Source organism: Streptosporangium oxazolinicum (genome assembly GCF_039537505.1).
Taxonomy (GTDB): Bacteria; Actinomycetota; Actinomycetes; order Streptosporangiales; family Streptosporangiaceae; genus Streptosporangium; species Streptosporangium oxazolinicum.
In genome coordinates, this window is record NZ_BAABAQ010000008.1 from 154,123 (window position 1) to 180,932 (window position 26,810).

Annotated in this window: 21 protein-coding genes; 16 read left to right on the top strand and 5 right to left on the bottom strand. The window is 70.1% G+C overall.

The genetic code is table 11. From position 1 onward, the window contains the following. Window positions 1-4: 4 nt before the first annotated feature. The 8 genes from ABD817_RS22085 (at window position 5) to ABD817_RS22120 (ending at window position 7,106) form a co-directional block, all read left to right on the top strand. On the top strand, window positions 5-277 hold the full coding sequence (locus tag ABD817_RS22085) for a phosphopantetheine-binding protein (protein WP_344919974.1): 273 nt from the start codon (window positions 5-7) through the stop codon (window positions 275-277). Then, window positions 274-1,167, top strand: a complete 894-nt coding sequence (locus ABD817_RS22090; RefSeq protein ID WP_344919975.1) for a phytanoyl-CoA dioxygenase family protein — start codon at window positions 274-276, stop codon at window positions 1,165-1,167. Before ABD817_RS22085 ends, ABD817_RS22090 begins: the two co-directional genes overlap by 4 nt. Before the next feature lie 193 nt (window positions 1,168-1,360). After that, window positions 1,361-2,233, top strand: coding sequence for a glucose-1-phosphate thymidylyltransferase RfbA (rfbA, locus tag ABD817_RS22095; protein ID WP_344920161.1), 873 nt, complete (start codon window positions 1,361-1,363; stop codon window positions 2,231-2,233). An 84-nt stretch (window positions 2,234-2,317) separates the two neighbouring features. Beyond that, entirely contained in the window at window positions 2,318-3,634 is a 1,317-nt protein-coding gene (locus tag ABD817_RS22100) for an activator-dependent family glycosyltransferase (protein ID WP_344919976.1), read from the top strand. Window positions 3,635-3,854: 220 nt separating this feature from the next. After that, window positions 3,855-4,598 carry a class I SAM-dependent DNA methyltransferase gene (locus tag ABD817_RS22105; protein ID WP_344919977.1) on the top strand — a complete coding sequence of 248 codons (744 nt, stop codon included), beginning with the start codon at window positions 3,855-3,857 and terminating at the stop codon, window positions 4,596-4,598. Window positions 4,599-4,826: 228 nt separating this feature from the next. Then, window positions 4,827-5,579, top strand: coding sequence for a DUF2306 domain-containing protein (locus tag ABD817_RS22110; protein WP_344919978.1), 753 nt, complete (start codon window positions 4,827-4,829; stop codon window positions 5,577-5,579). A gap of 246 nt (window positions 5,580-5,825) precedes the next feature. Continuing rightward, on the top strand, window positions 5,826-6,281 hold the full coding sequence (locus tag ABD817_RS22115; RefSeq protein ID WP_344919979.1) for an SRPBCC family protein: 456 nt from the start codon (window positions 5,826-5,828) through the stop codon (window positions 6,279-6,281). A 597-nt stretch (window positions 6,282-6,878) separates the two neighbouring features. Continuing rightward, a complete protein-coding gene (locus ABD817_RS22120) occupies window positions 6,879-7,106 on the top strand; it encodes a hypothetical protein (RefSeq protein ID WP_344919980.1) in 228 nt (75 codons plus the stop codon). A 118-nt stretch (window positions 7,107-7,224) separates the two neighbouring features. On the opposite strand, the gene ABD817_RS22125 is transcribed toward ABD817_RS22120, so the two are convergent. Next, the gene (locus ABD817_RS22125; protein WP_425583396.1) at window positions 7,225-8,850 is read right to left on the bottom strand and encodes an MFS transporter; all 1,626 of its coding nucleotides are present in this window, start codon (window positions 8,848-8,850) and stop codon (window positions 7,225-7,227) included. 582 nt (window positions 8,851-9,432) lie between these two features. On the opposite strand from ABD817_RS22125, the gene ABD817_RS22130 reads away from it, so the two are divergent. After that, window positions 9,433-10,269: an SAM-dependent methyltransferase gene (locus ABD817_RS22130; protein ID WP_344919982.1), complete on the top strand. Its 837-nt coding sequence runs from the start codon at window positions 9,433-9,435 to the stop codon at window positions 10,267-10,269. Between the two features lie 86 nt (window positions 10,270-10,355). Here ABD817_RS22130 and ABD817_RS22135 read toward each other — a convergent pair whose 3' ends face one another. After that, the gene (locus ABD817_RS22135) at window positions 10,356-12,572 is read right to left on the bottom strand and encodes a molybdopterin-dependent oxidoreductase (RefSeq protein ID WP_344919983.1); all 2,217 of its coding nucleotides are present in this window, start codon (window positions 12,570-12,572) and stop codon (window positions 10,356-10,358) included. Between the two features lie 355 nt (window positions 12,573-12,927). On the opposite strand from ABD817_RS22135, the gene ABD817_RS22140 reads away from it, so the two are divergent. The 4 genes from ABD817_RS22140 to ABD817_RS22155 all read left to right on the top strand — a co-directional run bounded on the left by ABD817_RS22140 (window position 12,928) and on the right by ABD817_RS22155 (window position 18,340). Continuing rightward, complete coding sequence (locus ABD817_RS22140; protein WP_344919984.1) at window positions 12,928-14,142, top strand: acyl-CoA dehydrogenase family protein; 1,215 nt, start codon at window positions 12,928-12,930, stop codon at window positions 14,140-14,142. 24 nt (window positions 14,143-14,166) lie between these two features. Continuing rightward, complete coding sequence (locus ABD817_RS22145; protein WP_344919985.1) at window positions 14,167-15,564, top strand: FAD-dependent oxidoreductase; 1,398 nt, start codon at window positions 14,167-14,169, stop codon at window positions 15,562-15,564. A gap of 160 nt (window positions 15,565-15,724) precedes the next feature. Beyond that, window positions 15,725-17,083, top strand: a complete 1,359-nt coding sequence (locus ABD817_RS22150) for a condensation domain-containing protein (protein ID WP_344919986.1) — start codon at window positions 15,725-15,727, stop codon at window positions 17,081-17,083. A gap of 15 nt (window positions 17,084-17,098) precedes the next feature. Further along, the gene (locus ABD817_RS22155; protein WP_344919987.1) at window positions 17,099-18,340 is read left to right on the top strand and encodes a cytochrome P450 family protein; all 1,242 of its coding nucleotides are present in this window, start codon (window positions 17,099-17,101) and stop codon (window positions 18,338-18,340) included. A 273-nt stretch (window positions 18,341-18,613) separates the two neighbouring features. On the opposite strand, the gene ABD817_RS22160 is transcribed toward ABD817_RS22155, so the two are convergent. From ABD817_RS22160 to ABD817_RS22170, 3 genes are all read right to left on the bottom strand, one after another. Then, window positions 18,614-20,047, bottom strand: a complete 1,434-nt coding sequence (locus ABD817_RS22160) for an extracellular solute-binding protein (protein WP_344919988.1) — start codon at window positions 20,045-20,047, stop codon at window positions 18,614-18,616. A gap of 260 nt (window positions 20,048-20,307) precedes the next feature. Further along, the gene (locus ABD817_RS22165) at window positions 20,308-21,663 is read right to left on the bottom strand and encodes a nucleotide disphospho-sugar-binding domain-containing protein (RefSeq protein ID WP_344919989.1); all 1,356 of its coding nucleotides are present in this window, start codon (window positions 21,661-21,663) and stop codon (window positions 20,308-20,310) included. Window positions 21,664-21,870: 207 nt separating this feature from the next. Beyond that, the gene (locus ABD817_RS22170) at window positions 21,871-23,277 is read right to left on the bottom strand and encodes an NDP-hexose 2,3-dehydratase family protein (protein ID WP_344919990.1); all 1,407 of its coding nucleotides are present in this window, start codon (window positions 23,275-23,277) and stop codon (window positions 21,871-21,873) included. A gap of 187 nt (window positions 23,278-23,464) precedes the next feature. Here ABD817_RS22170 and ABD817_RS22175 point away from each other — a divergent pair, with 187 nt between their 5' ends. From ABD817_RS22175 to ABD817_RS22185, 3 genes are all read left to right on the top strand, one after another. Further along, on the top strand, window positions 23,465-24,814 hold the full coding sequence (locus tag ABD817_RS22175; protein WP_344919991.1) for a nucleotide sugar dehydrogenase: 1,350 nt from the start codon (window positions 23,465-23,467) through the stop codon (window positions 24,812-24,814). Between the two features lie 108 nt (window positions 24,815-24,922). Continuing rightward, the gene (locus ABD817_RS22180; protein WP_344919992.1) at window positions 24,923-25,492 is read left to right on the top strand and encodes an NUDIX domain-containing protein; all 570 of its coding nucleotides are present in this window, start codon (window positions 24,923-24,925) and stop codon (window positions 25,490-25,492) included. A 113-nt stretch (window positions 25,493-25,605) separates the two neighbouring features. Beyond that, window positions 25,606-26,802, top strand: coding sequence for a DegT/DnrJ/EryC1/StrS family aminotransferase (locus ABD817_RS22185; protein WP_344919993.1), 1,197 nt, complete (start codon window positions 25,606-25,608; stop codon window positions 26,800-26,802). Window positions 26,803-26,810 lie beyond the last annotated feature (8 nt).

Genomic DNA, 26,810 nt, shown 5'->3' on the forward strand with positions numbered 1-26,810 from the left:
GGACATGAGCCTCGGATTCCCGGAGCATCTGAGCTTCCCCGAGATCCAGAAGAAGGTCGAGGAGATCTGGACGGGGGTGCTGGGCGTGCCGGAGGGACAGGAAGGTGCCCCCTTCTTCGAGCTGGGCGGCGAGTCGGTGGGCGCCGCCAGGATCGTCGCACGCGTGGAGGACGAACTCGGCGTGTGGATCGAGGTCGGCGACATCTTCGAGGACGACCCGACCATGGCGGAGTTCGTCCGCACGGTCGCGGCACGAGCCAACGTGGCACAGCTTTGAGCGGGGCTTCGGGCGAGGCTCCGGGTGGGGCGCCGACGACCGGCCTGACCCGGGTGAGGCCCGACGCCGACCTGGACGACGTCGTCGGCATCCTGACGCGCGACGGAGCCGTGATCGTCGAGGAGCTCGTGAACGACGAGACGCTCGCGCGGCTGTGGGACGACCTCGGCCCCGCCCTGGACGCCCACGACTTCAGCGGGGACTGGTACAACGGCAAGCGGACCAGGCGCGTCTCCTCGCTGTTCGCCAGGACCACCCGGCTGACGCCGGTGGTGACGCACCCCCTCTACCTGGGCGCGGCTCGCAGGATCATGCAGGAGCCGACGCACATGTGGATAGGGAGGGCCAGGGTGGAGATGGTCCCGAGCATCCAGATCAGCGGCACCCAGCTGATCCAGATCCATCCCGGCCAGGGCAAGCAGCCGCTCCACCGCGACGACGCGCTGCACCTGCGCCGCCATCCCGGCCCGACCAGCCGGGTCCAGCTGATGCTGGCCATGAGCGAGTTCACCGCGGCGAACGGCGGGACCATGGTCATCCCCGGCAGCCACCACTGGGACGACGAGCGTGCCCCGCGCGCGGAGGAGGCCCTGCCCACGGAGATGCCCGCGGGTTCCGGTCTCATCTGGCTGGGCGGGGTCTACCACGGCGGTGGCCACAACGCCGCCGACACCCCGCGCACCGGCCTGACCATCGCGCTGGACCTGGGCAACCTGCGCCAGGAGGAGAACCAGTATCTCGCCGTGCCCATGGAGGCGGTGCTGGCCTACCCGGAGGAGGTACGGCGGCTGCTCGGCTACGACCGCTGCTCGCCGGGCCTCGGCTGGTACGAGATGGAGGATCCGTACGTCCTCCTTGAGCGGGCGGAGGCCGCCACGAAGTCCGGGTGAGTCGCTCGTAGCCACCCGGTCGCGAGCCACCCGGTCGTAGCCACCCGGTCGTGAGCCGCGCGCCGGTGACCCGCGAGCGGCTGCGGACCGCGCGCCGGTGACCCGCGAGCGGCTGCGGACCGCGCGCCGGTGGCTCACGAACGGTCATGAGCCGCGTACCGATGACCCACGAATCGAAGGAACGGGCCGGATGATGAAGGGAATCGTTCTCGCCGGCGGCAACGGTACTCGACTGTTCCCGCTGACCTCGGTGACCTCCAAGCAACTGCTCGCCGTCTACAACAAGCCGATGGCCTACTACCCGCTCTCCGTGCTGATGCTGGCCGGAGTCCGGGACATTCTGATCATCTCCACGCCGTCCACCGTGCCGGTCATGCGGAACCTGCTCGGCGACGGGTCGCAGCTCGGCCTGAACCTGTCCTACGCGGTGCAGCAGGAGCCGCGCGGCATCGCCGAGGCGTTCCTGATCGGTGCCGACCACATCGGCGACGACAGCTCGGCGCTGATCCTCGGGGACAACGTCTTCCACGGTCCCGGGTTCGCGGAGCTGCTGCGCGAGGCCAGGGAGTCGCTCGACGGCTGCACCCTGTTCGGCTACCCCGTACCCGACCCGGACCGGTACGGCATCGGCGAGGTCGACCGCGCGGGCAGGCTCGTCTCCATCGAGGAGAAGCCGCCGCGCCCGCGTTCCAACACCGCGATCACCGGCCTGTACCTCTACGACAACGAGGTCGTCGAGATCGCCCGGGGGCTCGCCCCCTCGCCCCGAGGCGAACTGGAGATCACCGACGTCAACCTCGAATACCTCCGACGGGGCCGGGCGAAACTCATCGGGCTGAGCCGTGGCCACACCTGGTTCGACTGCGGCACCCACGACTCCCTGCTGGCCGCCGGCCAGTACGTGCGGTTCGTCGAGAAATACCGGGGCGAGCGGGTGGCCTGCCTTGAAGAGATCGCCCTGCGGATGGGCTTCATCGACGCCGAGGCCTGCTACCGGCTCGGCGCCGGCATGCGGCACTCGACCTACGGGCGGCACCTGACAGAGATCGCCTACGCGCTGGACTGAGCCGTTCCGTCCCGTGCGCGGCGCGGCGACGGGCACGTCACCCGGCACGGCAGCCATCACCGACCATCGAAACGGAGAACCCCGATGCGGATCCTGTTCGCGACCCTCCCCTTCCGAGCACACCTGTACGGACTGGTGCCGCTGGCGTGGGCGCTGCGCAGCGCCGGACACGAGGTGTGCGTCGCCGGATCGCCCGACATCATCGACGACATCGCGCAGATCGGACTGTCCGGCGTATCGGTCGGCGACAGGATCTCCCTCAAGGAGAGGATGGCGAAGGTACCGATCGAGTGGCCGATGAAGATGGGGCGGCCCGCGTCGGCCGACGAGTCGCCGGGGCCGTGCGACCCCAGGGGGCAGCGCACCGGGAAGTCGCTGCAGAGCGACTACGGCTGGGGCGATCCGCACGTCGAGCTGGAAGACGTCATCGCGGGCATCAGCTCGACGTTCTTCTCCGACGCCTCGTTCGACGACCTGGTGGCCTTCGCCCGCGTGTGGCGGCCCGACCTGGTGATCACCGACATCAGCGCCTTCCCCGGCGCGGTGGCGGCTCAGGTCGTCGGCGCGGCGCACGCCCGGCTCTCGCTCGCCGTGGACAGGATGGCGCAGCTGCGCGCGGCCTGCCGGGCCCGGTTCGACACCGAGGGTGACCCGGTGCGGGACTGGCTGCGGCCGATCCTGGAACGGTACGGCCACGACTTCGACGAGACGACGGCGCTCGGGCAGTGGACCATCTCCGCCACGCCGCCGTGGATCTGGCAGCCGGAGGGTGTGCACTACCTGCCGATGCGCAACGTGCCGTTCAACGGTCCCTCGACGACGCCGAGGTGGGTGTACGAGGAGCCCGCCCGCAGGCGCGTCTGCATCTCGCAGGGCATCTCGCATCGGGACGTCACCCTTACCGGCGGGTCGTCGTCCCGTGATCTTCTTGAGGCGGTGGCCGACCTCGACGTCGAGGTGATCGCGACCCTCAACGCCGACCAGCTCGGGTCGGTGACGCTCCCGGACAACGTTCGCGCCGTGGACTTCGTCCCGTTCACCGAACTGCTGCCCACGTGCTCGGCGATCGTCCACGAGGGCGGCGCCGGGAGCTTCGCGTCGGCGCTCGAACACGCCGTCCCGCAGGTCATCGTGCCCGGCGACTTCAAGACCGAGAAGTGGTGGGCTCCGGTGACCATCGCGAACGGGCTGGAGGACCGCGGCGCCGGGGTGTACGCGGGCAACGCCAGCACCTTCACCGCCGACGTGCTGCGCGACAGCCTCAAGCGGGTCCTGGAGGACCCGTCGTACGCGAGGAACGCCGCCCGGCTGCGCACCGAGGTGAGGGCGATGCCGAGTCCGAACGATCTCGTGCCGACGCTGGAGAGGCTCACCGCCGAACACCGCGCCTCGCGTCGTTGACCCCCTTGACCCCGTTGACCCCGGAACGCCGTGGCGGGCGGCTCATGCGCATGTTGGGAGATGCGCCGCCGTCCCCGCGAGAACAGGCTGGGGCGATGGACCCCCGGACGGTGTTCCCCGAGCGGCCGGCGACGGCCGACGCCACTCCCACCCGCGACCACACGGAGGAAAACATGACCGAAGAGCAGCGGTTCCGCCCCGAAACGGGGGGTTTCTGATCATGGATGGGCTCTCGCCGGTCTACTCTCACGCCGAGGTGTACGACGCCTTCTACGAGGGGCGCGACAGGCCGTACGAGGCCGAGGAGGCGTCACGCTCCCGGATGATGGCCAAGCACGTCAAGGAGCGCAACGCCTCCGCGTCCTCGCTGCTGGACGTGGCCTGTGGCACCGGGAGGAACCTCGGCTACTTCGCGGAGGCGTTCGAGCACGTGGAGGGCATGGACCTGTCCGAGGACATGCTCCGGGTCGCAGGGAAGAGGCTGCCCGGGGTGCCGCTGCACCGGGGCGACATGCAGGACTTCCACCTCGACCGGCGGTTCGACGCGATCACCTGCCTGTTCAGCTCGATCGCCTACCTGGACGACGCCGAGCAGCTGAACACGGCGATGCGCTGTTTCGGCCGGCATCTCAACCCGGGCGGGGTCATCGTCCTCGAGCCCTGGTACCTCCCGGAGAAGGTGCAGGCCGGGCGCGTCACCAGTGACGTCGTCACGATCAACGGGCAGACCATCGCCCGGGTCTCCCACACGGTGCTGGAGGGCCGGGTCTTCCGTATGGACGCGCACTTCGTGGTGGCCGACTCCGAGACCGGCATCCAGCACTTCACCGACCTCCACCTGCTGACGATGTTCACCCGGCAGGAGTACGAGACGGCCGTCGCCGAGGCGGGCGTCGCCTCCGTGGAGTTCGTCGAGACCGGCCAGGGCGGCCCGGGTCTCTTCATCGGCGTCAAGCCCTCCTGAGGCGGGGCACCGGCGCGTGCCCGGCGGACGCCTCCGGAGGAGGCCGTATCCGGTGGGACGCGTGCGGGTGCCGCCTGGGAAACGAGGGGCGGGAGTGGCCCGAACGGAATTCGTTCGCGCATTCCAAAAGATGCGGCGAAGGCGATTCGGATAAGACGCTGAGGTGGCACTGAATCCCGCCGGGGGAGGGTTCGACAATGTTCTGTGCATTCGAGCAGGAGGTCAGACATGACGGAGACGGATCTCGGCGCTCCGGATCGCCGGGCCGGTGAGCCGGTGGAACCCGGTGCGGAAACCCCCGCGCCGGGCACCCGGCCGAGACGGCAGCTCAGCAATTATCTGCTTGTGCCAACGGTGGCCTTCGCCGTTGTGTTCCTCATCTTCCAGCTCCCGAAGTACTCCGCCCTCGACCCGAACCAGGCGCAGCGCCCCCTGGAGTCGGTGACGCAGTACTGGCTGCTCGTGGGACACGTCGCGGCCGGTACGTTGTCGCTGGTGACGGTCGTCCTGCAGCTCTGGCCGTGGCTTCGAAGGCGCTACCCGGCCTTCCACCGGTGGTCCGGCAGGATCTACGTGTTCGTCGGGGCGATCCCGACCTCGATCTTCGTCCTCCTCATGCTTCCCGTGTCCATCCCGGCCGGCAAGGTCGGCGGCGCCGTGGCGGCCATCCTGTGGACGGCCACGGCGTTGATCGGGTGGGTCAAGCTGCGCCAAGGCCGGTACGCCGAGCACCGGCGCTGGATGATCTACAGCTTCGCGATCCTGTGGGGCACGCCCGTCTGGGGGTTCTTCATCGGAATGGGCTGGATCTGGTGGTCCCCGTGGGTCGAGCAGATCGACTTCAACTACATCCTGGAGGGGATCAGCTGGGGCGGCTGGATAATCAACCTGTTCATCGTCCAGTGGTGGATCGAGAAGACCTCCGGGCAAAAGCTCAAGCTGCCCCGCGGGGAAATGGCCGGGATGGGGCGCCGCGCGTAGGGGGCGCGGGAAGAACGGGTACCGAGAAAAAGACCGTCCGCTCGCACACCCGCGATCGGACGGTCATCCAGGACTCCACGGTGACCACGCCGACCGCTTCACGTGAAAGCCCGACGAGGGCAAACGAGAAGAAGCGGGCTCCCGGCGTGGTCACTAGGGTTGGAATGGATATGCGGGCTCAGTGCCGGCATGTTCTGAAATCGAAATTCCGGCTCCGGCGACGAGAAATCCAGAAAGGACGGTGCGATGACCGAGTCATCGTCTCCCCCCGAGATCAGGGTCACCCGCACGTTCAACGCTCCCCGCGAGAAGGTGTACGAGGCCTGGACCGAGCCCGAGCGCTACCGCCAGTGGTGGGGCACCCCCGACTCCATGGAGGTGAAGATGGACGTCCGCCCGGGCGGACGGTGGAGTGCCCCCATCGAGTACGAGGGCGACGAGATGCCGTTCCACGGGTACTACTTCGAGGTGGAGAAGTACGAGCGGCTGGTGTTCTCCCTCTCCAACGACCCTGACTTCGAGGCGAAGCAGGCGGCGGACGCGAGCCAGGAGTCGCTCAGCGTCGAGTTCACCGCCGTGGGCGACAAGACCGAGATGACGTTCATCCAGAAGTCGTACCTCCCCGAGGACCAGGTCGAGGAGGTCAAGGCCGGATGGAACGGCTGGTTCGACGCGCTTGAGGAGTATCTCGCGAAGGCTTAACGAAGGCTCCGGCTGTCGAGCGGGCGAGGCGGTCTCGCCCGTGCCCGCTCGACGCTCGCCGAACGTGCGGCGTCGTCTCCACCGAGACGACGCCGTTTTGGTTTTGCCATCCGCTGCCAGGCCCGGTCCGGTCTGGTCCGGCCAGGCCAGGTCTGGCCAGGTCTGGTGTCCGGTCCGGTGCCGGGTGACGGGCCGGACGTGGAACGGCGGCGCAGCACTGTCGCCCAGCCCGGCCGCCTTGACGCCCGGCCCCTCGACGCCCTGCCGCCCCGACGTCCCGCCGTCTTGACGATCCACCGCTTCGACGTCCCGCCGTCTTGACGATCCGTCGTCTCGACGACCCGTCGGCCGAGAGCCGCGATGTCACCCCGGCCCACGCGCGCACCGTGTCGTCGTCGCACACGTGACGCTCGTGACCGAGCACGGCCCGCGGCGCGGCCCCCAGGGTGAAGATGCCGTCGACGGGCTCGCCGCGACCGGGCGGGCAGAAGGCGGTTCTGACACCCTCGCCGACGCCGAGGAACGCCAAGGAACATCGTTCCACCTCTGTCCGCGTCCAGGTCGTCGCGCGGCTCCGGGACGACATCCCGGCCCTCGGTGGCCAGGGCGGGGGACCGGCTGCCCTCGGAGCGGGAGCCGGTCGCGCGACACGAGGTGTCGCGGGACGCACTGTGGGCCGGTCCGGTCGTCGCGCTGTTCGAGATACGGCGACCGCGTTTCCTCGGCGGCCTCGTCGTCGTACCGGAGCACGGCCGGGTGCCGTCGCCGGAGTCCCGCGCCGACCGCACCGGCCTCGCCGCCCCGCCACTCCACGCGCCCCTGTGAGGCTTTGCCGCTATTCCACCACCGGCCCGCGGTGGCAGGTCGCGACGGAGAAGCCCCGTGCCCGGTGAGGGGATCCCCTCACCGGGCACGGGGCCGGTCGTCCGAGCGCGCGATGGGCTCACTGGCTCGGCGCGGGCGCGCTCGCCTCCTTACCCGCCTCGGCGGTCTTCCCCGCCTCGGCGGGAGCGTCGTCGGCCTGCCCCGCCTCGGGGACCTCCCCGGCGTCGGTCGGGCCGATGTGCCGGAGCATGGTCAGGACGAAGACGATGACGACCACCAGCAGGGCCGCGCTGACGATCGCGGTGACGTGCATGCCCTCGATGAACGCCGTACGGGCCGGGTTCAGGAGCGCGGCCGCGAACTGGGGCAGCTGCTCGGCGACGGTGACCGCGCCGACGAGGGTCTCCTTCGCGGTCTCCGCGGCGGCCGCGGGGAGCCCCGGGGGGATGAAGCCGGCTACCTGAGCGCTGTAAGCGGCGGTGCCCACCGTACCCAGCACCGCGATGCCGAGCGCGCCCGCGACCTCTCCGGTGGTCTCCGCCATGGAGGCCGCCGACCCCGCCCTCTCCATCGGGGCCGAGCTGATGACCAGGCCGTAGCCGACCGCCATGAGCGGGCTCATCCCGAACCCGACCAGGGCGTGGGCGGCGATCATCGGGGGGATGCCGCCGGTGACCCTGGCCATCAGCACGAGGCCGACCAGCGAGATCACCAGCCCGCCCGCGATGAGATAGGCCGGGCGGATCCGCCGTGCGATGACGGGGGCCAGCATCGTGCCGCCGATCATCACCAGCGCGTTGGGCAGCACCCACAGGCCGGTCATCAGCGGGGTCAGCCCCTCGATGGTCTGCAGGTACTGCACCACGAACAGCCCGATCGCGGACACCGCCATGAAGCCGAGCAGCATGCTGCACAGCGACACGCTGAAGGCCCGGGTGCCGAAGAGGCGCATGTCCAGCAGCGGATCGGCGAGCCGCCGTTGGCGGAGCACGAAGGCCACCCCGACGGCCAGGCCGACGACGAGGAGCAGCATCGGCACCGGCTCCAGGCCGACCTTCGGCAGCTCCTTGATCGCGTAGATGGACGCCAGGATGGCGACGAGCGACAGGGCGACGCTGGCCAGGTCCGGGCGACCGGCGTCCGGGTTGCGGTACTCCGGCAGCAGCCTCGGCGCGACGGCGACCAGCAGCAGCATGATCGGCACGTTCACCAGGAACACCGAACCCCACCAGAAGGTGGTGAGCAGTGCCCCTCCGAAGAGCGGTCCGACGGCGGCACCGGCCATGAAGCAGCTCATCCAGATCCCGATGGCCGTGCCCATCTGCTTGGGATCCTTGAACATGTTGCTGATCAGCGCGAGGGTCGACGGCATCAGCGTGGCGCCGGCCATCCCCATCACCGCCCGCGCGACGATGAGCATCTCCGGTGAGGTGGAGTAGGCCGCGAACACCGACGCGACACCGAACGCCGCGGCGCCGATCATGAGCAGGCGGCGGCGGCCGATTCGGTCGCCCAGGTTGCCCATCGTGATCAGGAAGCCCGCGATGAGGAACCCGTAGACGTCCAGGATCCACAACTGCTGGGTGCTGGACGGCGCGAGCTCCGCGGTCAGCTGTGGCAGGGCCAGGTAGAGCACGGTGAGGTCGATCGACAGCAAGAAGGTGGGCAGGGCCAGTACCGTGAGCCCCAGCCACTCCCGTCGTCCGGCTCGGACCCCCGAACCGGCTTCGGTACCCGCGTCCATGGAAACTCCTTTCCGACTTGGGATATGCAGGTCACGAGCGCGGCACAATGAATGGGCCGAGACCGCGTAAACCCTTCCTACCAGCAGGACGTTCGGCGCTCCTTCTTCTCGATTGCGCATCGATCGCGCGGCGGGATCGGCCCGACGCGGTGTTTACTCGCTTTGTGACACGGAGTTAATTCGAGTCTGACTCGGCCTTCTCCGTTACCTGGAAGCACCCGGAACCACCCGGAACGTGAATTCTCGTCACCGCGTCCTTTCCATGAATAAGCGAGCACCGGGGGAGAGGGCAACATGCCTTCGCACGGGCGAAGATGCGCACGCAGGCGGTGGGTGCGACCGTCGGTAGGGGCGCGACCGGCGGGGTGAGGCGCCCCCTCCCGCACGGGCGACCCGCTCCCCCCACGGACGACCCGCGCGCCGGGCGCGGTGACGGTTCCACCCGAGCCCCACGTGAATGGCGCGCGTGCTCCCCGGCGAGGTCCACGCGGGACGTACGGGCCGGGGCGCGGGTGGCGTCGGCGCCGTGGCGGAGGACGCGCATCACCACCGGACACACGCGGACACACGGAGGAACGAGACATGAGTGGTCAAGCGGCACCGACGTCCGAGGAAACCAACAGGTTCTACGAACTGACCAACCAGGTCCTCCTCGACATCTGGGGCGAGGATTTCCACCACGGGTACTGGCCCTCCGAGGAGGACCAGAGCACGATCCCCGAGGCGACCGACCGCCTCACGCGGCTGCTCATCGACAAGACGGACTTCGAGCACGCCACCACGATGCTGGACATCGGCTGCGGCATCGGCACACCGGCCTTCCGCGTCGCCGGGGTGGCGGACGTGAGGATCGTCGGCGTCTCGAACAACCAGGAGCAGCTCGACGAGGCGAACCGCAAGGCCGCCGAGAAGGGCCTGGCGGAGCGCGTGAGGTTCGAGTACGCCGACGCGATCGACCTGCCCTATCCCCGCGACGCGTTCGACGTCGTCTGGGTCTTCGAGGCGATCATGCACATGGACCGGGCACGGCTCCTCCGCGAAGCCCTCCGCGTGCTGCGCCCGGGAGGCCAGCTGATCGTCACCGACCACCTGCGGACCGGGCCGATGAGCGAGGCCGACGACGAGCTGGTGCGCCATCACATGGAGGCCATGCACGCCGGTCCGGTGCTCGACGCGGACGAGTACCGCGCGCTGGTGCGGGAGTCGGGCCTTGAGCTCACGGAGCTCCTGGACGTCAGCGAGCACACGCAGCAGACCGCCCGCCGGGTGATCGCGACCGTGGACAGGCGGTTCGACGAGCTGGTGGCGCGGTACGGCGAGGAGGTCATCCCGGTCCTGAAGGTTTTCAACAGCCCGGTGGCCTACGTACGGGAACTGGGATATCTCGTCGCCGTCGCCCGTAAGCCCGTCTCCGGGTAGGCGTGCCGCCGGAGACGCGACAACGACAACACCGTCCATCCCTGGGGGATGGACGGTGTTTCTCTGCTCCCACCCGGTTCGGCGGCCTACGCCGCGGCCGGTTCGACCACCACCGGCACCCCGTTGAACACCGCGTTGCCCGACGCCGGATCCACGACCGTGTCATCGGTGAGGGCGTTGGCGTTCACCCCCGGGTGTCCCGCGGCGACCCCCTGGGTCGTCCCGGCGTGTCCCCACCCGTGGGGGAGGCTGACCACGCCCGGCATGATGGACTCGGTCGGCTCGACGTCGGCCACGACCTCCCCGGCCGCCGACCGGACGAGCGCCCGGTCGCCGAGACCGAGCCTGGCCACGTCGGCGGGGTTGACGTGGAGCGTGCACCGGTTGCTGCCGCCGGTCAGCGTGGGGACGTTGTGCAGCCAGCTGTTGTTGGAGCGGAGCTGGCGCCTGCCGATCAGCACCATGTCGGCGGCCGGTTCGCCGAGCCGCTCGCGCAGCCGTACGACCTCGTCGGCCAGCGGCAGGGGGGCGAGCCGCACGCGGCCGGACTCGGTGCACAGGAGCTCGTCCAGCCGGGGCTTGAGCGCGCCCAGGTCGATGCCGTGCGGCCGTGCCCGCAACTCGGCCAGGGACAGCCCGTACGGGGCCAGCCTGAGCATGGCGTCCAGGATCCGCTCCTCGGGGCACTCGCCGTCGAGCGAGGCCCGCAACTCCGTCGCGTCCTGGCCCTCGTACGGGGATCCGGGGGTCGTGACGGCGGCGGTGAGCATCCCGCCGAGCATCGCCTCGCTCAGCGCCTCCGGATCGGCGTCCGGGCCCTGTCCCGACACGATCTGGACCAGCCTCGCCATGATCTCCCCCTCGGAGGGACGTCCCGGCTCGAGCGGCAGGATCGCGGGGGAGAACCTCGCGTAGTTGCGCACGGTCACCGTGAGCAGCAGGAAGTCGTAGTGCGGCATCTGCAGCATGCGGGGCGGCGGGAGGATGACGTCCGCGTGCCGGGTGGTCTCGTTGAGATAGGGGTCCACGCAGACCATGAACTCCAGGTCCCGCAGCGCGCGCTCCAGCCGGGTCCCGTTGGGCGCCGACAGCACCGGGTTGCCGGCCACCGTCACGAGGGCCCTGACCTGCCCGTCTCCCGGGGTTTCGATCTCCTCGGCCAGGACGGCGAGGGGGAGTTCGCCGAGCGCCTCGGGCAGTCCCCGCACCCGGCTGCGCCACCGTCCCATCGCGAAGGGCTCACCCGTCCGCCACGGTTCGGCCGTGGCGGGCCTGGTGAACATCACCCCGCCGGGCCGGTCGAAGTTGCCGGTCAGGATGTTGATCGCGTCGACCAGCCACTGGATCACGGTCCCGAACTCGGTGGTGCAGGTCCCCACCCGGGTGTAGACCGCGGCCGAGGGCGCCGATGCCAGCTCGCGCGCCAGCCGTACGATCACGTCGCCGGCGACGCCGCACACCGGGGCGACGACGTGCGGCGGGAAGTCTATGGCGAGCCGGCGCAGCTCGTCCAGGCCCTCCACGTCGAGGTCGACGGTGACGAGGTCCTCGGCGAAGAGCGCGTGCACGATGCCGAACAGCAGGTGGGCGTCCGTGCCCGGCCTGACGAACAGGTGCTCGTCGGCGACGGCGGCGGTGCGGGTGCGGCGCGGGTCGACCACGACCAGCCTGCCGCCGCGCTCGCGCAGCGCCCGGAGCCGTCCGGGGAAGTCGGGGGCCGCGCAGAGCGAACCGTGCGACTCCACCGGGTTGGCGCCGAGGACGAGCAGGTAGTCCGTACGGTCGAGGTCGGGAACGGCGATCGACATGGCGTCGCCGAGCATCAGGCCGCAGGCCACGTGCTTGGGAAGCTGGTCGATGGAGCTGGCGCTGAAGACGTTCGGGGTGCCGAGGGCCTGCGCGAGCGGGCCGCGGAAGAGGATGCCGGCCATGGTGTGGAAGGTCGGGTTGCCGAAGTAGGCGGCCGTCGCCTGGCGGCCGTGGGACTCGATGACCCGGGTGAGCCCCCGGTCGACCGTCGCGAACGCCTCCTCCCAGGTGACCTCGTGCCACTCGCCGTCCTTGCGCACCATCGGGGCCCTGAGCCGGTCCGGGTCCTCGTCCAGCTGCCCCAGGCTCGCCCCCTTGGGGCAGATGTACCCCTTGCCGAAGGGGTCCTCGGTGTCGCCCCGCACGGACGCGACCTTCCCGGTGCCGTCGAGGGTGAGGCGCAGGCCGCAGACGGCATCGCAAATGGGGCACGTCCGGTACGCGGTTCTCGTGGGTTCCGCGCTCCCTGTTTTCCACGTAGCCGTTTCGGTCATCCTCGCCCCGTTTCCCTGCCGCCATTTGGATTCGCGTCGAGCTTAAATGCGGAGTGTCCTCGTGACTTCCGCGTTCATGCGCAATCGAGCGCGGCTCGATAAGCGCGAAAAGCGCCGGGGCGACGGCTCGCGGCCCACCCGGCTTCGTGTTCTCGCAGTTCAAGGGGGTGAGGGACGGCCATCCGCCCATCCCGGTTTCGCGAGCGGAGTATCCCCCGATTGCCTCCGGAATTCTTATCGCATATTGCCGGGTTTCTCGTCCGCCGCGACGGATATCGCAACTCCGGAGATGTCGGGCCACGGCCTTCCCTGTGAGGCTACCCATCATGACCAATCAGGGTTGAGGGGGCCAACGATGACTCTTGCCACGGATGCCCGAGCCCAGGGTTTTCCCGATCCGCCCGAGCCGGATCTGCGGCCCGCCGATGTCGTCAAAAGGGCCGAGTCCATCGCCCGGGAACTGGTGGGACGCCAGGCGGAAACCGAGGAACGCACGTTCTACGCCGCGGACATTCACGACCGGTTCGTGAAGTCCGGCTTTTATCGAATTCTGGTGCCGCGCCGTTACGGCGGTTACGAGTTCGGCATCGAGACCTTCATGCGGGTCACGCTGGCGCTGACGCGCGGGTGCCCGTCGACGGGCTGGATGTACTGCCTGGGGCACGCGCACGCCCACGCCGTGGCCACCCTGTTCGGCAGGCGGGCCCAGGACGAGCTGCTGTCGCAGGGGGACTTCATCTGCCCGGCCACGGTCGTGCCGTCCGGTACCGCGGAGCGCGTGGACGGGGGCTGGGCGCTCAACGGGACCTGGGGTTACTGCTCCGGCTCCCCCTACGCCGGTCATTTCATGGGCCACACCCTCGTCGAGGGCGAGCCCATGCTGTTCGTGGCCCCCCGCAGCGAGTGGGAGCGCCTGGACGACTGGGGGGCGCAGCTCGGCCTCAAGGGCAGCGGGTCGCACAGCATCGCCGTGTCCGGCTTCGTGCCCGACCACCTCACCCTCGGCAAGCACCTCAGCCAGCTCACCGTCACCGACGGCACACCCGGTCTGGAACTGCACGGCAACCCCGAGTACGGCGGGGGACCGCTCAGCTTCATGGTCCTGGAGGACGCGGTGCTCGCCCTGGGGATGGCCCAGGGGGCGCTGGACGCCTACGAGGAGCTGATGCGCACCCGCACGACCGGCTTCCCGCCGATCGTCCCCCGGACGGAGGACCCCGACTTCCAGCGCTGGTACGGCGAGGCGACGGCGCTGATCGCGACCGCCGAGGCGGCCTTCTGGAACGCCGTCGACCAGTGGCGGGACACGTGCGCGCGGGGGCCGGAGGCGTTCACCACCGAGCGCGAGATGCGCATCGCCCTGATCTGCCGCGAGGTCGTCGAGCTCTGCTGGAGGGCGGTCGAGGGACACCTGTTCCCCACCGCCGGATCGAGCTCCGTGCGCCGTGGCGAGCGCATCGAGCGCGTGTGGCGCGACCTGTCGACGCTGCACAGTCACGCGGGTGTCGCGGTCTTCCTCACCGCCATCGCGAAACGCGAGTACGCCAGGGCGCGGTTCGGCGTCGAATAACGAAACTGTGGAGGTAGCCGAAAAATGGGTGACACGACTGGGACCCGCGCGGTTGTGCTGGGCGGAAGCCTGGCGGGACTGTTCGCGGCGCGGGTGCTCTCCGACGCGTACGACGAGGTGCTGGTCGTCGACCGCGACGAGCTGCTCGGCGTGGACGGCATGCGGCGGGGCTGCCCGCAGGCCCGACACATCAACGGCCTGCTCGCCCGCGGCCAGCTGGCCATGGAGGAGCTGTACCCCGGCATCACGGAGGAGATCTTCGCGGACGGCGTGCCGACCGGGGACCTCGCCGGCGACGTGCGGTGGTACTTCAACGGCAAACGGCTCAGGCAGCAGCACGCCGGGCTGGTCTGCGTGGCGGCGAGCCGCCCGATGCTGGAGAAGCACATCCGCGAGCGGACGAGCGCCATCCCCAACATCTCCTTCGCCGAGCGCCACGACATCCTCGGCCTGGAGACGACGCCCGACCGCAGCCGCGTCAACGGCGTGCGCGTGCAGCCGCACGGCCGTGACGAGTCCGAGGTGATAACGGCCGACCTGGTGGTCGACGCCACCGGCAGGGGGTCGCGGACCCCGATCTGGCTGGAGGACCTCGGCTACCCGCGGGTCAGGGAGGAGCGCAAGAAGATCGGCCTCTGCTACGTGACCCAGCACTACCGGCTGACCAAGGACCCCTACCACGGCGACCTGTCGATCAACCCGGTCGCGTCGCCCGCCCTGCCCAGAGGCGCGATCTTCACCAAGACGGACGGCGGACGCGTCGAGCTGACCACGTACGGCCTGCTCGGCGACCACCCGCCCACCGACCAGGAGGGCTTCTACCGGTGGATCGAGTCGCTGGCGGTCCCGGACATCCATGACGCCCTGCAGCACGCCGAGCCGCTCGACGAGCCGGTGGCGTTCCAGTTCCCGACCACGTTGCGGCGCCACTACCAGGAGATGACGCGCTTCCCCGACGGGCTCCTCGTCACCGGCGACGCCGTCTGCTGCTTCAACCCGGTCTACGCCCAGGGGATGACGGTCGCCGCGCTGGGCGCCCTGACGATGCGCGACCACCTGCACACCGGCTCCGCCCCGCAGCCGCGCCAGTTCTTCCAGGACCTCGCCCGGGACGTCATCGACGCGCCCTGGGAGATGACGAACATCGTCGACCTCAGCTTCCCCGGGGTGGCGGGCGAGCGGACCCCGCAGGTGCGGGTCGCCCAGGCGTTCCTGAAGCTGGTGCAGATCGCGGCCACCCGGGACGGCAAGGTGACCGCCGCGTACATGCGGACGGCCGGGCTCGTGGAGCGGCCGGAGTCCCTGCAGCGGCCCGGCATGATCCTCCGGGTGCTGTGGAACGCGCTCCCGCGCCTCAAGGGTTCCAACGGCCGCGCCGCCGCGTCCGGATCGGCGAAGCGGGGCAAGGTCGCGGTCCGGTGAGAGCCCGACGAGCCCTCGACGAGAGCTCGATGAGTTTTCGATGAGCCCCGGCGGGAGCTCGATGAGCCCCGACGAGAGGCCGATGAGCCCCCGACGAGCCCCCGATGAGTCCCCGCCCGGAGCCGCGCCGGTTCGCCACATCCGAAGGAAGGTCAGGCAAGTGAGCACCGAGACCACGACCGAGCGCGTCACGCTCTCGTTCAACCAGGAATTCCTCTGCATGTTCGACAGGGGCGACGAGGAGGGGCCGTTCGGCCCGGAGTACATCATCGTCTGCGGCTGGCGGGTCCACGGCGCCGTCGACCCCGAGAAGCTGCGGGGCGCGCTGGACGACCTGGTCGAGCGGCACGAGTCGCTGCGCACGCTGGTCGTCCGCGACGGCGAGACCCGCTACCAGAAGGTCCTCCCGCCGGGATCGCCGCACCTTGAGGTACGCGACCTGCCGCCCACCGAGCCCGCCGAGCGCGAGCGGCGCGCGGAGGAACTCCTCATCGAGATGGAGTCCGGGGCGTACGGGGTCTCCGAGCCGCCCCTGATCCGGGCGGTGCTCGCGCGGTTCGACGCGGAGGACGCGGTCCTCGTGCTCATCGCCCACCACTCGGCGGTCGACGAGTGGTCGACGCAGCTGATGATCCGCGATCTGGCCGCGTTCTACGCCGAGCGGAGCGGGCACGGGCCGAGGGAGCTGCCGGAGACCGTGCAGTACCCGGAGTACGCCGTCTGGGAGCGGGCGAACTCCGAGACCGAGGCGACGGCGAAGGCCCGCCTGTACTGGCGGGAGAAGCTGCGCGGGGCGCGGATCTTCCCGATGCGCACCGACCACCTCCGCTCCGAGGGCCTCCCGAAGGGGACCTCGGCCCACCGCTTCCTGATCGACAAGGACCTGACGACGCGGGCCCTGGCGATCGCCAGGTCGATGCGGAGTTCGCCGTTCATCTTCATGCTCGCGGTCTACAAGGTCCTGCTGAGGGAGATGTTCGGCAGCACCGACATCACGGTCCCGACCCTGACCCTGGGCCGGGGCAAGGCGCGGTTCCACGAGACCGTGGGGTCGTTCTTCAACTACGTCCCCCTCAGGACCGACCTGGAGGGCTGCGAGAACTTCCGCGACGTGCTCGCGCGGACCCGGAAGACCTGCGTCGAGGCGTACTCCAACGACATCCCGTTCGCCCAGATCGTGGCGGAGGCGCCGGACATCACCGAGACCTTCGTCGGCGACGACCGGGCGGTGTTCGCCTTCCAGGTCCACCAGTTCCCGTTCGTGATGGAGCGGGAGCGCATCGGCGACCTGGAGTACTCCGACCTGCGCAGGCGGGTGCTGTCCCAGGAGGTCAGCACCGACATCCCCGACGGCGCGCTGTGGACGCTGGGCGTCGACCCCTCCGGCGAGATCATCGGGAACCTGGGGTTCAACAACAACCTGTTCGACGAGAGCACGGTCGTCGAGATCGCGCAGAAGTACTGCCGGCTGTTGCGCGAGCTGGTCGACGACCCGGATTCGTCCCTGAAGAAGATCTGACCCGAGGAGACATCCGTGAATGAACGCTGCCCGTTCGTACTCGACGTGACGGGGCGGGAGGTCCACGACCAGGAGGCCCGCGTGCGTGAGCGCGGACCCGCGACGATGGTCGAACTGCCCGGCGGTGTCGCCGCCTGGTGGGTGAACGGCTACCAGGTCTCCCGGGCGCTGCTGACCGACCCCCGGATCACCAAGAGCGCCCGAGCCCACTGGCCCGCCTTCAGGAACGGGGAGATCCCCCCCGACTGGGAGCTGATCAGCTGGGTGGCGATGGACAACATCTCCACCGTGCACGGCAAGGACCACATGCGTCTGCGCAGGCTCGTCGGCAAGGCCTTCACGCCCCGCCGCGTCGAGGCCATGCGGCCGCGCGTCGTGGAGATCACGAAGGACCTCATCGAGGACATCGCCACCGCCGCGCCCGGCGAGGTGGTGGACCTGAAGAGCAGGTTCGCCAAGCCGCTGCCCGCCCGGCTGGTGGCGCACCTGATCGGCCTGCCGGAGGAGGCGCTCCCGGGGGTCATCGAGGTCATCGACATGATGGCGGACACCACGGTCAGCCCCGCGCAGGCGCAGGCGATCCTCGCCGGCTGGCGGGGCGCGATGGAGGAGTTCGTCGCGTCCAAGCGGCAGAACCCCGGCGAGGACATCACGAGCTACCTGATCACGGCGAGTGACGACGAGGACGGCTCACGGCTGAGCGAGTCGGAGCTCACCGACACCGTCTTCGCGATCCTCGGGGCGGGGTCGGAGACGACGATCAACTTCCTGGACAACGCCATCACCGCGCTGCTGACCCACCCGGAACAGCGGGCGATGGTCGTCGGCGGCGAGGCGTCCTGGGACGACGTCATCGAGGAGACGCTGAGGGTGCAGGCGCCGCTGGCCAGCCTGCCCCTCCGCTTCGCCGCCGAGGACGTCGAGCTGGACGGCGTCACCATCCGCCAGGGGGACCCGGTTCTGATCAACTACCACGCCCTGGGACGCGATCCCGCGCTCCACGGCGACCCCGAGCGGTTCGACGTCACCCGCGCCGACAAGGAGAACATCTCGTTCGGGTACGGCCCGCACTTCTGCCTCGGTGCCGGTGTCGCGCGGCTGATCGGCCAGGTCAGCCTGTCGATGCTGTTCGACCGCTTCCCCGAGATGGCGCTGACCGTGGAGCCGGACGAGCTGGAGCCGATGCCGACGTTCATCATGAACGGGCACCGGAGCCTGCCGGTCCGCCTCACCGCCCCGGTGGCGGCCGCGGCCTGACCGCCCGACCCGCGAGGAGGGACCCGCCGTGCCCGGCACGGCGGGTCCCTCCTTTCTCGCGTCACCTCTCGTGTCATCGAGGTTCGTGCGTTCGTGAAGCGGGCCGGTCTGATCCGGTTCCGGGGGTCCGGCCGTCCTGGCGGATCGCGGCACCGTTCACGTTCCGGAGGGAACGGGCGAGGACACCGGCCGACCACGACGTGTGGCCCCGCCGAAGACGGGGCCACACGTCGTGTGCCGGGGTTCCCGGCTTTCCGGGAAGGGTTCAGTGGTTCAGCGGTTCGCCTTCACGGCTTTCTCGAGGTCCGCCGCCGTGTAGTCGCGCCCGGCCATGGCCGCCGCGAAGTACTCCACGAAGTGGCTGGTGTGCGGACGCGGGCCGCCTCGGAGGGCGTAGGCGTTGTAGCCGTCGAGCAGCCGCTGGGCCTCGGCGTCGGCCTCCGCGAACCGGGTGCGCGGATCCGCTCCCAGCGCGAGCACGTCCCCCATGGCACGTGTCATGACGTCCTGGTTTCCCGCGAAGTCCCCGAACAGGGCGCCCACCGACGGCGGCACGCCGTTCGCCCGCCGCTGTTCGGCCGGTACGCCGCTCGGGTACCGGCTGACGTGGTTGACGGCCACCCGGTGGTAGGGGTGCAGGTCGAACCAGCCCTCGCGTTCCAGCAGTTCCAGCGACGCGTGGGTGATCGGGACGAAGCTGTTGGCCTTGTGCCGCTCGGCGGCCATCCGAGGGCTGTGCAGGAACATCAGGAACGCCAGCGCGGCGTCCCGGGTGGCCTCGTCGAGGCCGTTCGCCAGCCAGATGGAGGTGCCGGCGACGGCGTTGCCCGCGTAGGGGACCTTGTCGTTGTAGGGGAAGATGCCCACCTCGATGCCGAACCCGTTCGCCTTCGCCCCCCGGACCATGTAGTTCACGTCGTTGGAGGACGAGATCCGCACCGCGACCCGCTGCTCGGTGAACGCCCGCAGGGTCCCCGCCCAGTCCGGGATGGAGCCCGTGTAGAGGTAGTGGCCCCTGCCGTGGAGGCGTCGCCACCATTCGGCCCAGGCCAGCATCTCGCCGGACGCCAGGTTGCTGCGCTCGGCCCGTCCGGCCCGGCCGTTCTCCTGACCGACCAGGTGCCCGCCCTGCACGGCCACCGCCTGCTGGAAGAACGTGCCGTGGTTCGACCAGGTGATCGCGTGGTCGGGGCCGCCCGGCAGGGCGGCGATCGCCTCGCACACCGAGTCCACCTCGTCCCAGGTCGTCGGGAGCTCGGTGACGCCCGCGGCCCGGAGCAGGTCGGTGTTCGCGTACAGGAGGCTCGTCGTGCCCACCGACGGCATGGACGTGAGGTCGCCGTCGAGGCTGTAGTACTCCCGGAAGACCGGGAGCACGTCGTCGATCACGACGGGCTCGCCGAGGATCTCCGACCGGCCGCCGATCGCCTTCTCCACCGAGGTGAACAGCGGGGAGCCGTCACGGGCCCGTTCGTCCCTGGCCACCTGCCCCATGTAGAAGTAGTACTCCGCGAGCGCGGGCGCGCGTCCCTCCGCCGCGGCCTTGGAGACCTCCAGCGGGAACGTCCAGAAATCCTTCCCCTGGACCCTCACCGTGCATCCCGGATGCGCCGCCTCGAACTCCGCCGCCTGCTGGTGCCACCGATCCATCCACCCGGGGAAGGTGAGATCGGGCACCCAGACATCGACGACGACCTCTTTCTTCATACTCTTGCTCCTCCAGTCGTTTTGACAGCGCGACAGCGCGACGGCGGGGCGGGCCACGGGGCGCGTTCTCCGCGCACCGGATCTCCTGCCGCCCGGGTGGCCGCGATCACGTTTCCCGCCGGTCCGCGGTGGTCGCGGCCGCGTTCCCGCCGGTCCGCGATGGTCGTGGCCGCGTTCCCGTCGGCCTGCGGCGGTCGCGACCCCGTTCCGGCCGGTCCGCCGGTGGTCGCGCTCGCGTTCCCTTCGGCCCGCAGTGGACGTCAGCGTTCCGCGGCCAGTTTCTCCAGGTCGGGGACGATGTCGGCGGGGCTCGGCTTGGACAGCCACTCGCGGTGCAGGGCGGCCGCGCCCTCGCGGTAGGAGGGCCCGTCCAGCACCTCGGCGATCTGCGCCCGCATCTCCTCGACCGACTGCGTCTGGTGGTCCAGGCGCAGCCCGGCTCCACGGTCGACGACGAACTTCGAGGAGATCCACGAGTCGGGGGCCCGCTCCGTGACCTTCTCCTCCGCGTTGTCGGCCTGGGCGCGGGCCGCCGTGGTCTTGTTCTCCGCGTTGTCGAGGTCCAGGCGATGGCGGTCGCCGGTGTCGGTGATGAGCTGCGGTATGTTCGCCGCTATCGACGCCCAGAGGCTGCCGCTGGAGCCGTGGCTGATCACCGCGGAACACGTGGGGAGCAGCTGGGACAGCGGCAGGTAGTCGACCGTGCGGACGTTGCCGGGGATCCGGTCGATCCCGACGAGCTGGTCGCTGTTCAGGGTGGCGACGACCTCCACGTCCAGGCCGGACACGGCCTCGAAGATCTTGGGGGTACGCCACTCGCCCTGGTCGAACGCGCGGGTCGAGACCCCCACGGTGAACGCCAGCCGAGGCCGTTCGGGCCGGCCGTGGAGCCACGAGGGCTTGGCCATGCCGCCGTTGTAGGGGATCCAGCGGACGGGGATGTCCGAGGGGCCGGTGGTCAGCCGCAGCTCCGGCGTGAGCGGGTCGATCGTCCGCTGGCCGTTCAGCAGCTCGTCGTCGACGTCGAAGCCGTAACGGTTGGCCAGCCGCGCCACCGTCGACGGGTAGGGGTTCTCCAGCGACGCCGCGCCCGCCCGGCGCTGCCGCTCGGCGAACCTCTCGGCGCTCCACATCCCGTAGTCCGGTCCTATCACCACGCGGGCGTGCGCCGCGCCACAGGCCCGCGCCGCCACCGCGCCCGCCGGGAACCAGGACTCCCAGAGCACCAGGTCCGGCTTCCAGGCGCGGGCGAAGTCGACAAGCTCCTCGATGTCCTTGCGGGGCTTGCGCGGGATGTAGAACCGCGTCGCGAAGACGAAGAACTGGTAGAAGACCTCCCAGTGGTCGCGGTCCGCGGCGTTGTGGAAGCCCAGCTCCTCCGCGAGGCGGTCCATCTCGTCCAGGTCGGGGGCCTCCATCGCCGCCCAGGTGTCCACGTCCACCTCCTCGGCCCTGCCGGTGGTCACGGCGGTCAGCCCGGCCGAGGTGATCAGGTCCTCGACGCCGCCGGGGCACGCGACGCACACCTCGTGGCCCGCGTTCTGCAGCGCCTGGGCGTACGGCACGAGCGGATAGATATGCGTCGGTTGCGGGAAGCCGGTAATCAGGACACGCATTAACGATCTCCTTTGACGGCGTTTTTCCCGAAAATGGCATCGGGCGGGGAATCGGCCCCGCGACCATCGTCATCCGCCCGTCACACGGGTGCATCTCCAAGGGTGCGGATTTGGCGGGGAAACATCCGGGCCGCTGCGATCGCAAAAGCCGGCAGGGAAAAGCCGGGGAGGTCGTCGGATGTGGCTTTGTCCGACGTTCCGCGTCATTCAGCGGACGGGGAACCCGAAATCGGTGTCCGGGCCGGAAACGCTGTCCAGGCAGAGAAGCAGGGTTCTGGCCTCGATGCCGAGATAGTAGCTGTGCCGTTGTAGCGCGTGGAGTTGTTCGACGGAGATCCAGGCGAAGTCCGGAGGGGCCGACAGCGGGAAGTCGTCGGTGGCCTCGACGATGAGATAGCGCGTCCGGGCGTGGCGGAAGCGCCCGCCCTCCTCGGACTGCACGACGTCGTAGCGGACGCTGTGGCGCGGCGCCGACAGCAGGTGGTCGAGGAACTCCGGGCGGTGCTCCGCCGGGGTGGTGGGATGGTCGGTCATCATGAACCGCACGGTGGGGCCGAGTTCGATGGTGTCGCGGTAGCCGGGCAGGGCCTCGGCGCGGACCAGGGCGTGCAGCCGCCCGTTCATCCGCCGGACGACCAGCCCGGCCAGGGTGAGGCCGTGCGGCGCGAGCAGCGGCTGTTTCCAGCTGGTGACCTCGCGGGTCTGCGCGCGGACGCTGACGCCGACGATGCTGAAGGCGCCGCCGTCGTCGCGGGCGATCCTCTCGTCGTCGCGGCGCCACCCCACCAGGCGGTTCAGCGGAACCAGCCGGGCGGACAGGTGCTGGCGGCTCTTGTGGCCGGTGAACCAGCTGAGGATCTCCGTCATGGTGTGGACGCCGACGGGCTCCGAGACGGTGCCGGGCAGGCATCCCACGACCGTCCTGGTGTCCATGTTGACGACGTTGGGCCGGTGGAGCAGCCGGTGGATCTGCCCGAGCGTCAGCCAGCAGAAGTCGTGGTGGACGGGTACGTCGCCGGTGACCTCGATGACGATGTTGCGGTTGCGTTTGTGGTGGAACCAGGCGCCCTGCTCCGACTGCAGGGTGTCGACCAGGACCCTGCCCCGGCCCGGCTGGGTGAAGTACTCCACGTAGCGGGCGGCCCTGCCGCGGTGCACCTGGGTGTAGTTGCTGGAGGTGGCCTGGACCGTGGGCGACAGCTGCACCATGTCGATGTTGCCGGGCTCCATCTTGGCCTGCAGCAGGAAGTGCAGGACGCCGTTGAACTCCTTGGCGATGATGCCGAGGATGGCGATGTCCCGCTGGACCAGGATGGGCTGCCACCACTCGGCGGGGTGACCGCGTTCGGCGGTGACGTGGAGCCCTTCCACGGTGAAGAACCGGCCACTTTCGTGGTGCAGGTTCCCGGTGTCGGGGGCGAAGCGCCATCCCGGTGACCGGGTCAGTTCCTCCAGCGTGATGTCCGCGCTCTCGAACGGCTGCCGCCTCTTTCCCCGGAGCCAGTCGTCGATCTCGGGACTCATCGGAGACGAGGTCATCCGCGCCGAGGCGGCGATACGGGAGGCGAGGTCGACGGGCATGACCATGTCCAGCTGATTCAATCGCGCAGGCACCGCAGGGCTCCCCTTTTGAGGTCGGATGACTGCGTGCATCGTGCTACGACCGGATGGGCGACGCACCTTCGGGAATGCGGCACGAAATCGTCCGGATGGCAATGGCATAACAGGAGATGCGCCTCGAACGCGTCGATTGGCACGCTGTTCATGCGCCGCCCCGTTACATCCGGAAAGTGGGTGACCCATGAAATTCTTGCCTGATCAGGGAAATGCCTCCGCCGCGGTCATTGGAATGGGTTATGTGGGATCGACCGTGGCGGCGGTCCTCGCCGGCGAGGGCGTGGACGTCGTGGGAATCGACGTCGATCCGGAGCTGGTCACCCGGATGGAGCGGCGCCGTCACCGGCTCGCCGAGCCGGGACTGCCCGAGTTGCTGTACGGCGGCCTGGACTCGGGCCGGCTGCGGGTCACCACCGACTACGACCCGGTCTCCGACGCGGACGTGGTGATCATCGCCGTGGGGACGCCGGTCAAGGACACCGAGCTCGTGGACGTGTACCTGCGGGCCGCGTGCACGGAACTGGGCAAACGCCTGCGCGCGGGCCAGCTCGTCATCCTCAAGAGCACGGTGCCCCCGGGCGTGGCGAGGAAGGTCGTCGCCCCGCTGCTGGAGAGCGGCGGGCTGACGGTGGGCGAGGACTTCGGGCTGGCCTTCTGCCCCGAGAGGCTGTCGGAAGGGCAGGCGCTGCGCGAGCTGAGGGCGTTCCCGATCGTCGTCGGCGGCTGGTGCCCCGACAGCGCGGCCGCCGCCTCGGCGTTCTGGCGGCGGACGATCGGCGCCGAGATCATCGACTGCACGTCGCTGGAGAGCGCCGAGGTGGTGAAGCTGGCGAGCAACTGGTGGATCGACCACAACATCGCGATGGCGAACGACCTGGCCAAGCTGTGCGACGTGCTGGACGTCGACGTGCTGGAGGTGATCGCCGCGGCGAACACGATCCCCAAGGGCACCGGGAACGTCAACATCCTGCTGCCGAGTGTGGGCGTCGGCGGGTCGTGCCTGACCAAGGACCCGTGGATGGTGTGGCGGGCGGCCCGCGACCGTGACCTCGAACTGGACACGATTCCCGTCGCGCGGGAGGTCAACGACTCCATGCCCGCGTACACCGCCGCCCTGATCGTCGAGGAGCTGGCCAGGCTCGGCAGGCGGCCGGAGCGGGCGAGGGTCGCGGTGCTCGGCGTGGGGTTCAAGAACAACACCGGCGACCTCCGCGCGACGCCGGTCCTGCCGGTCGTGGCCGGGCTGCGACGGGACGGGGCCGAGGTCGTCCTCCACGATCCGCTCGCCGACCCCGGCGAGGTCGAGAAGACCTTCGGGCTGGCGCCGGTGGAGACGGCGCGGGAGGCGCTGGCCGGTGCCGACTGCGTCGCCGTGCTGGCGCGGCACGACGAGTTCGCCGAGATCGACCTCGTCGCGTTCCGGGAGGTCGTGGCGCCCTCGTGCGTCATCGTCGACGGCCGCGCCTACTACTCGCGCGAGACCATCGACCGGTTCCGGCGGCACGGTTACGCCTACCGGGGGATTGGCAGGTAGCGGTCGCCGTGCCACAGTGCGGTGCGGCCTCCCGCGCCGGGTCCGGGATCTCGCGCGAGGCGGTCCGAGGCATCGACGACGGTCGGCGAGAGGAACGGTGGTCCCCCGATGATCCAGCCCGAGGAGCCCCTGCCCGGCACCATCCGGACGGTCTCCTCCCGCGAGGTGTACCGCAACCCGTGGCTGTCGCTGCGCGAGGACGTCGTGGAGCGCCCGGACGGCACCCGGGGCATCTACTCGGTGGTCGACCGGCCAGACTACGCCGTGGTGATCGCCGCCGACCGCGACGGGTTCCACCTGGTCGAGCAGTACCGGTACCCGACCCGCGGCCGGTACTGGGAGTTCCCGCAGGGCTGCTTCCCCCAGGGCCGCACCGGCACCGCGGAGGAGCTGGGCCGCGCCGAACTGGCCGAGGAGACCGGGCTGAGCGCGGCGTCGTGGACCGCGCTCGGCACGCTGTACGGCTGGCACGGCGCCAGCGGGCAGTCGTTCACCGTGTTCCTCGCCACCGGCCTGATCACGGGCGTTCCCCGGCGCGAGCACGAGGAGCAGGACATGCGCCAGCGCTGGGTCCCGCGCGCGGAGTTCGAGCGGATGATCCGGGCGGGCGAGGTCCGCGACGACTCCACCGTCGCCGCCTACCTCCTGCTGCTGATGCACGAGCGGGCGACCGGGTAACGCTTCGACCGCACGGCCGCATTCTGCGAGATGCGCGGCCCACGCGCCGATGCGACGGTTGGGGCGGCGTCCTGCCGTGCCCGGAGATGCTGAGCCAACGCCAAGGAGTTCCCATGGAACACGTGATCAACGTCGTGCAGCCGTCACTGGGCGAGCGCGAGCTCGCGGCGGTGCGGGAGGTGTTCGAGAGCAACTGGGTCGGCCGAGGCGCCCGCACCAGCGAGTTCGAGGCGGCCTTCGCCCGGCACCTCGGTGTCGGCCGCGAACACGTCACGGCGACGAACTCGTGTTCCTCGGCCACGTTCATCGCGATCGAACTGCTCGGGATCGGTCCCGGAGACGAGGTCGTGCTGCCGACGGTGAGTTTCGTGGCCGTCGGCAACGCGATCGCCGCGCGCGGCGCGCGGCCGGTCTTCTGCGACGTCGACGAGGCCACGCTCAACCCGAGCGTGGCCGACATCGAGGCGGTGCTGACCGAGCGCACCAGGGCCGTGGTGATCCTGCACTACGGCGGCTACCCCGGCGCGGTCGCCGAGATCGCCGAGCTGTGCCGTGAGCGCGGCATCCGCCTGATCGAGGACGCCGCCCTCGCCGTCGCGTCCACGGTGAACGGGCGCGCCTGCGGCACCTTCGGCGACATGGGCCTGTGGAGTTTCGACCACGCCAAGGTCGTGGTCACCGTGGACGGCGGCATGCTGTACGTACGCGACCCGGAGCTCGCCGCCCGCGCACCCAAGATCGCCTACCTCGGGCTGGAGCAGCGCGCCCCCGGCCGGTCCGGGTCGGCGTCCTTCCACAGCGGCTACGACCAGGCACTGCGCTCGAAGACCCGCTGGTGGGACTACGACGTCTCGTCGTTCTCCGGCCGTTCCACCACCAACGACGTGCTCTCCGCCATCGGCATCGTCCAGCTGAGCAGGCTCGGCGAGTCCATCGCCCGCCGCCACGAGGTCGCGCGGGCCTACGACGCGGGCCTCGCCGACGTGGCCGGGCTGCATGTGCCGCCGCCGCTGCCCGCCGGTCACACGTCCTCGTACTTCATGTACTGGCTGCGGTTCGAGAACGGCATCCGCGACCAGGTCGCGCGCGACCTCTACGAGCGCGGCATCTACACGACCTTCAGGTACCCCCCGCTGCACCAGGTCGAGGCGTACGGCTCGGACGCCGTGCTGCCCCGGGCCGAGGCCGCCGCGGCGAACACGCTGCTCCTGCCGATCCACCAGTCGCTCTCCGACGCCGACGTCGACCGGGTCATCACCGAGGTACGCGACCGCACCGCCGCGCGGCTCGGCGAGACCCGGGCGGCCTGACCCGGGGC

Coding starts and splice junctions, on each gene's coding strand:
- ABD817_RS22085 (WP_344919974.1), top strand. CDS start 5: ATGAGCCTCGGATTCCCGGAGCATCTGAGCTTCCCCGAGATCCAGAAG.
- rfbA (WP_344920161.1), top strand. CDS start 1,361: ATGAAGGGAATCGTTCTCGCCGGCGGCAACGGTACTCGACTGTTCCCG.
- ABD817_RS22100 (WP_344919976.1), top strand. CDS start 2,318: ATGCGGATCCTGTTCGCGACCCTCCCCTTCCGAGCACACCTGTACGGA.
- ABD817_RS22105 (WP_344919977.1), top strand. CDS start 3,855: ATGGATGGGCTCTCGCCGGTCTACTCTCACGCCGAGGTGTACGACGCC.
- ABD817_RS22110 (WP_344919978.1), top strand. CDS start 4,827: ATGACGGAGACGGATCTCGGCGCTCCGGATCGCCGGGCCGGTGAGCCG.
- ABD817_RS22115 (WP_344919979.1), top strand. CDS start 5,826: ATGACCGAGTCATCGTCTCCCCCCGAGATCAGGGTCACCCGCACGTTC.
- ABD817_RS22125 (WP_425583396.1), bottom strand. CDS start 8,850: ATGGACGCGGGTACCGAAGCCGGTTCGGGGGTCCGAGCCGGACGACGG.
- ABD817_RS22130 (WP_344919982.1), top strand. CDS start 9,433: ATGAGTGGTCAAGCGGCACCGACGTCCGAGGAAACCAACAGGTTCTAC.
- ABD817_RS22135 (WP_344919983.1), bottom strand. CDS start 12,572: ATGACCGAAACGGCTACGTGGAAAACAGGGAGCGCGGAACCCACGAGA.
- ABD817_RS22140 (WP_344919984.1), top strand. CDS start 12,928: ATGACTCTTGCCACGGATGCCCGAGCCCAGGGTTTTCCCGATCCGCCC.
- ABD817_RS22145 (WP_344919985.1), top strand. CDS start 14,167: ATGGGTGACACGACTGGGACCCGCGCGGTTGTGCTGGGCGGAAGCCTG.
- ABD817_RS22160 (WP_344919988.1), bottom strand. CDS start 20,047: ATGAAGAAAGAGGTCGTCGTCGATGTCTGGGTGCCCGATCTCACCTTC.
- ABD817_RS22165 (WP_344919989.1), bottom strand. CDS start 21,663: ATGCGTGTCCTGATTACCGGCTTCCCGCAACCGACGCATATCTATCCG.
- ABD817_RS22175 (WP_344919991.1), top strand. CDS start 23,465: ATGAAATTCTTGCCTGATCAGGGAAATGCCTCCGCCGCGGTCATTGGA.
- ABD817_RS22180 (WP_344919992.1), top strand. CDS start 24,923: ATGATCCAGCCCGAGGAGCCCCTGCCCGGCACCATCCGGACGGTCTCC.
- ABD817_RS22185 (WP_344919993.1), top strand. CDS start 25,606: ATGGAACACGTGATCAACGTCGTGCAGCCGTCACTGGGCGAGCGCGAG.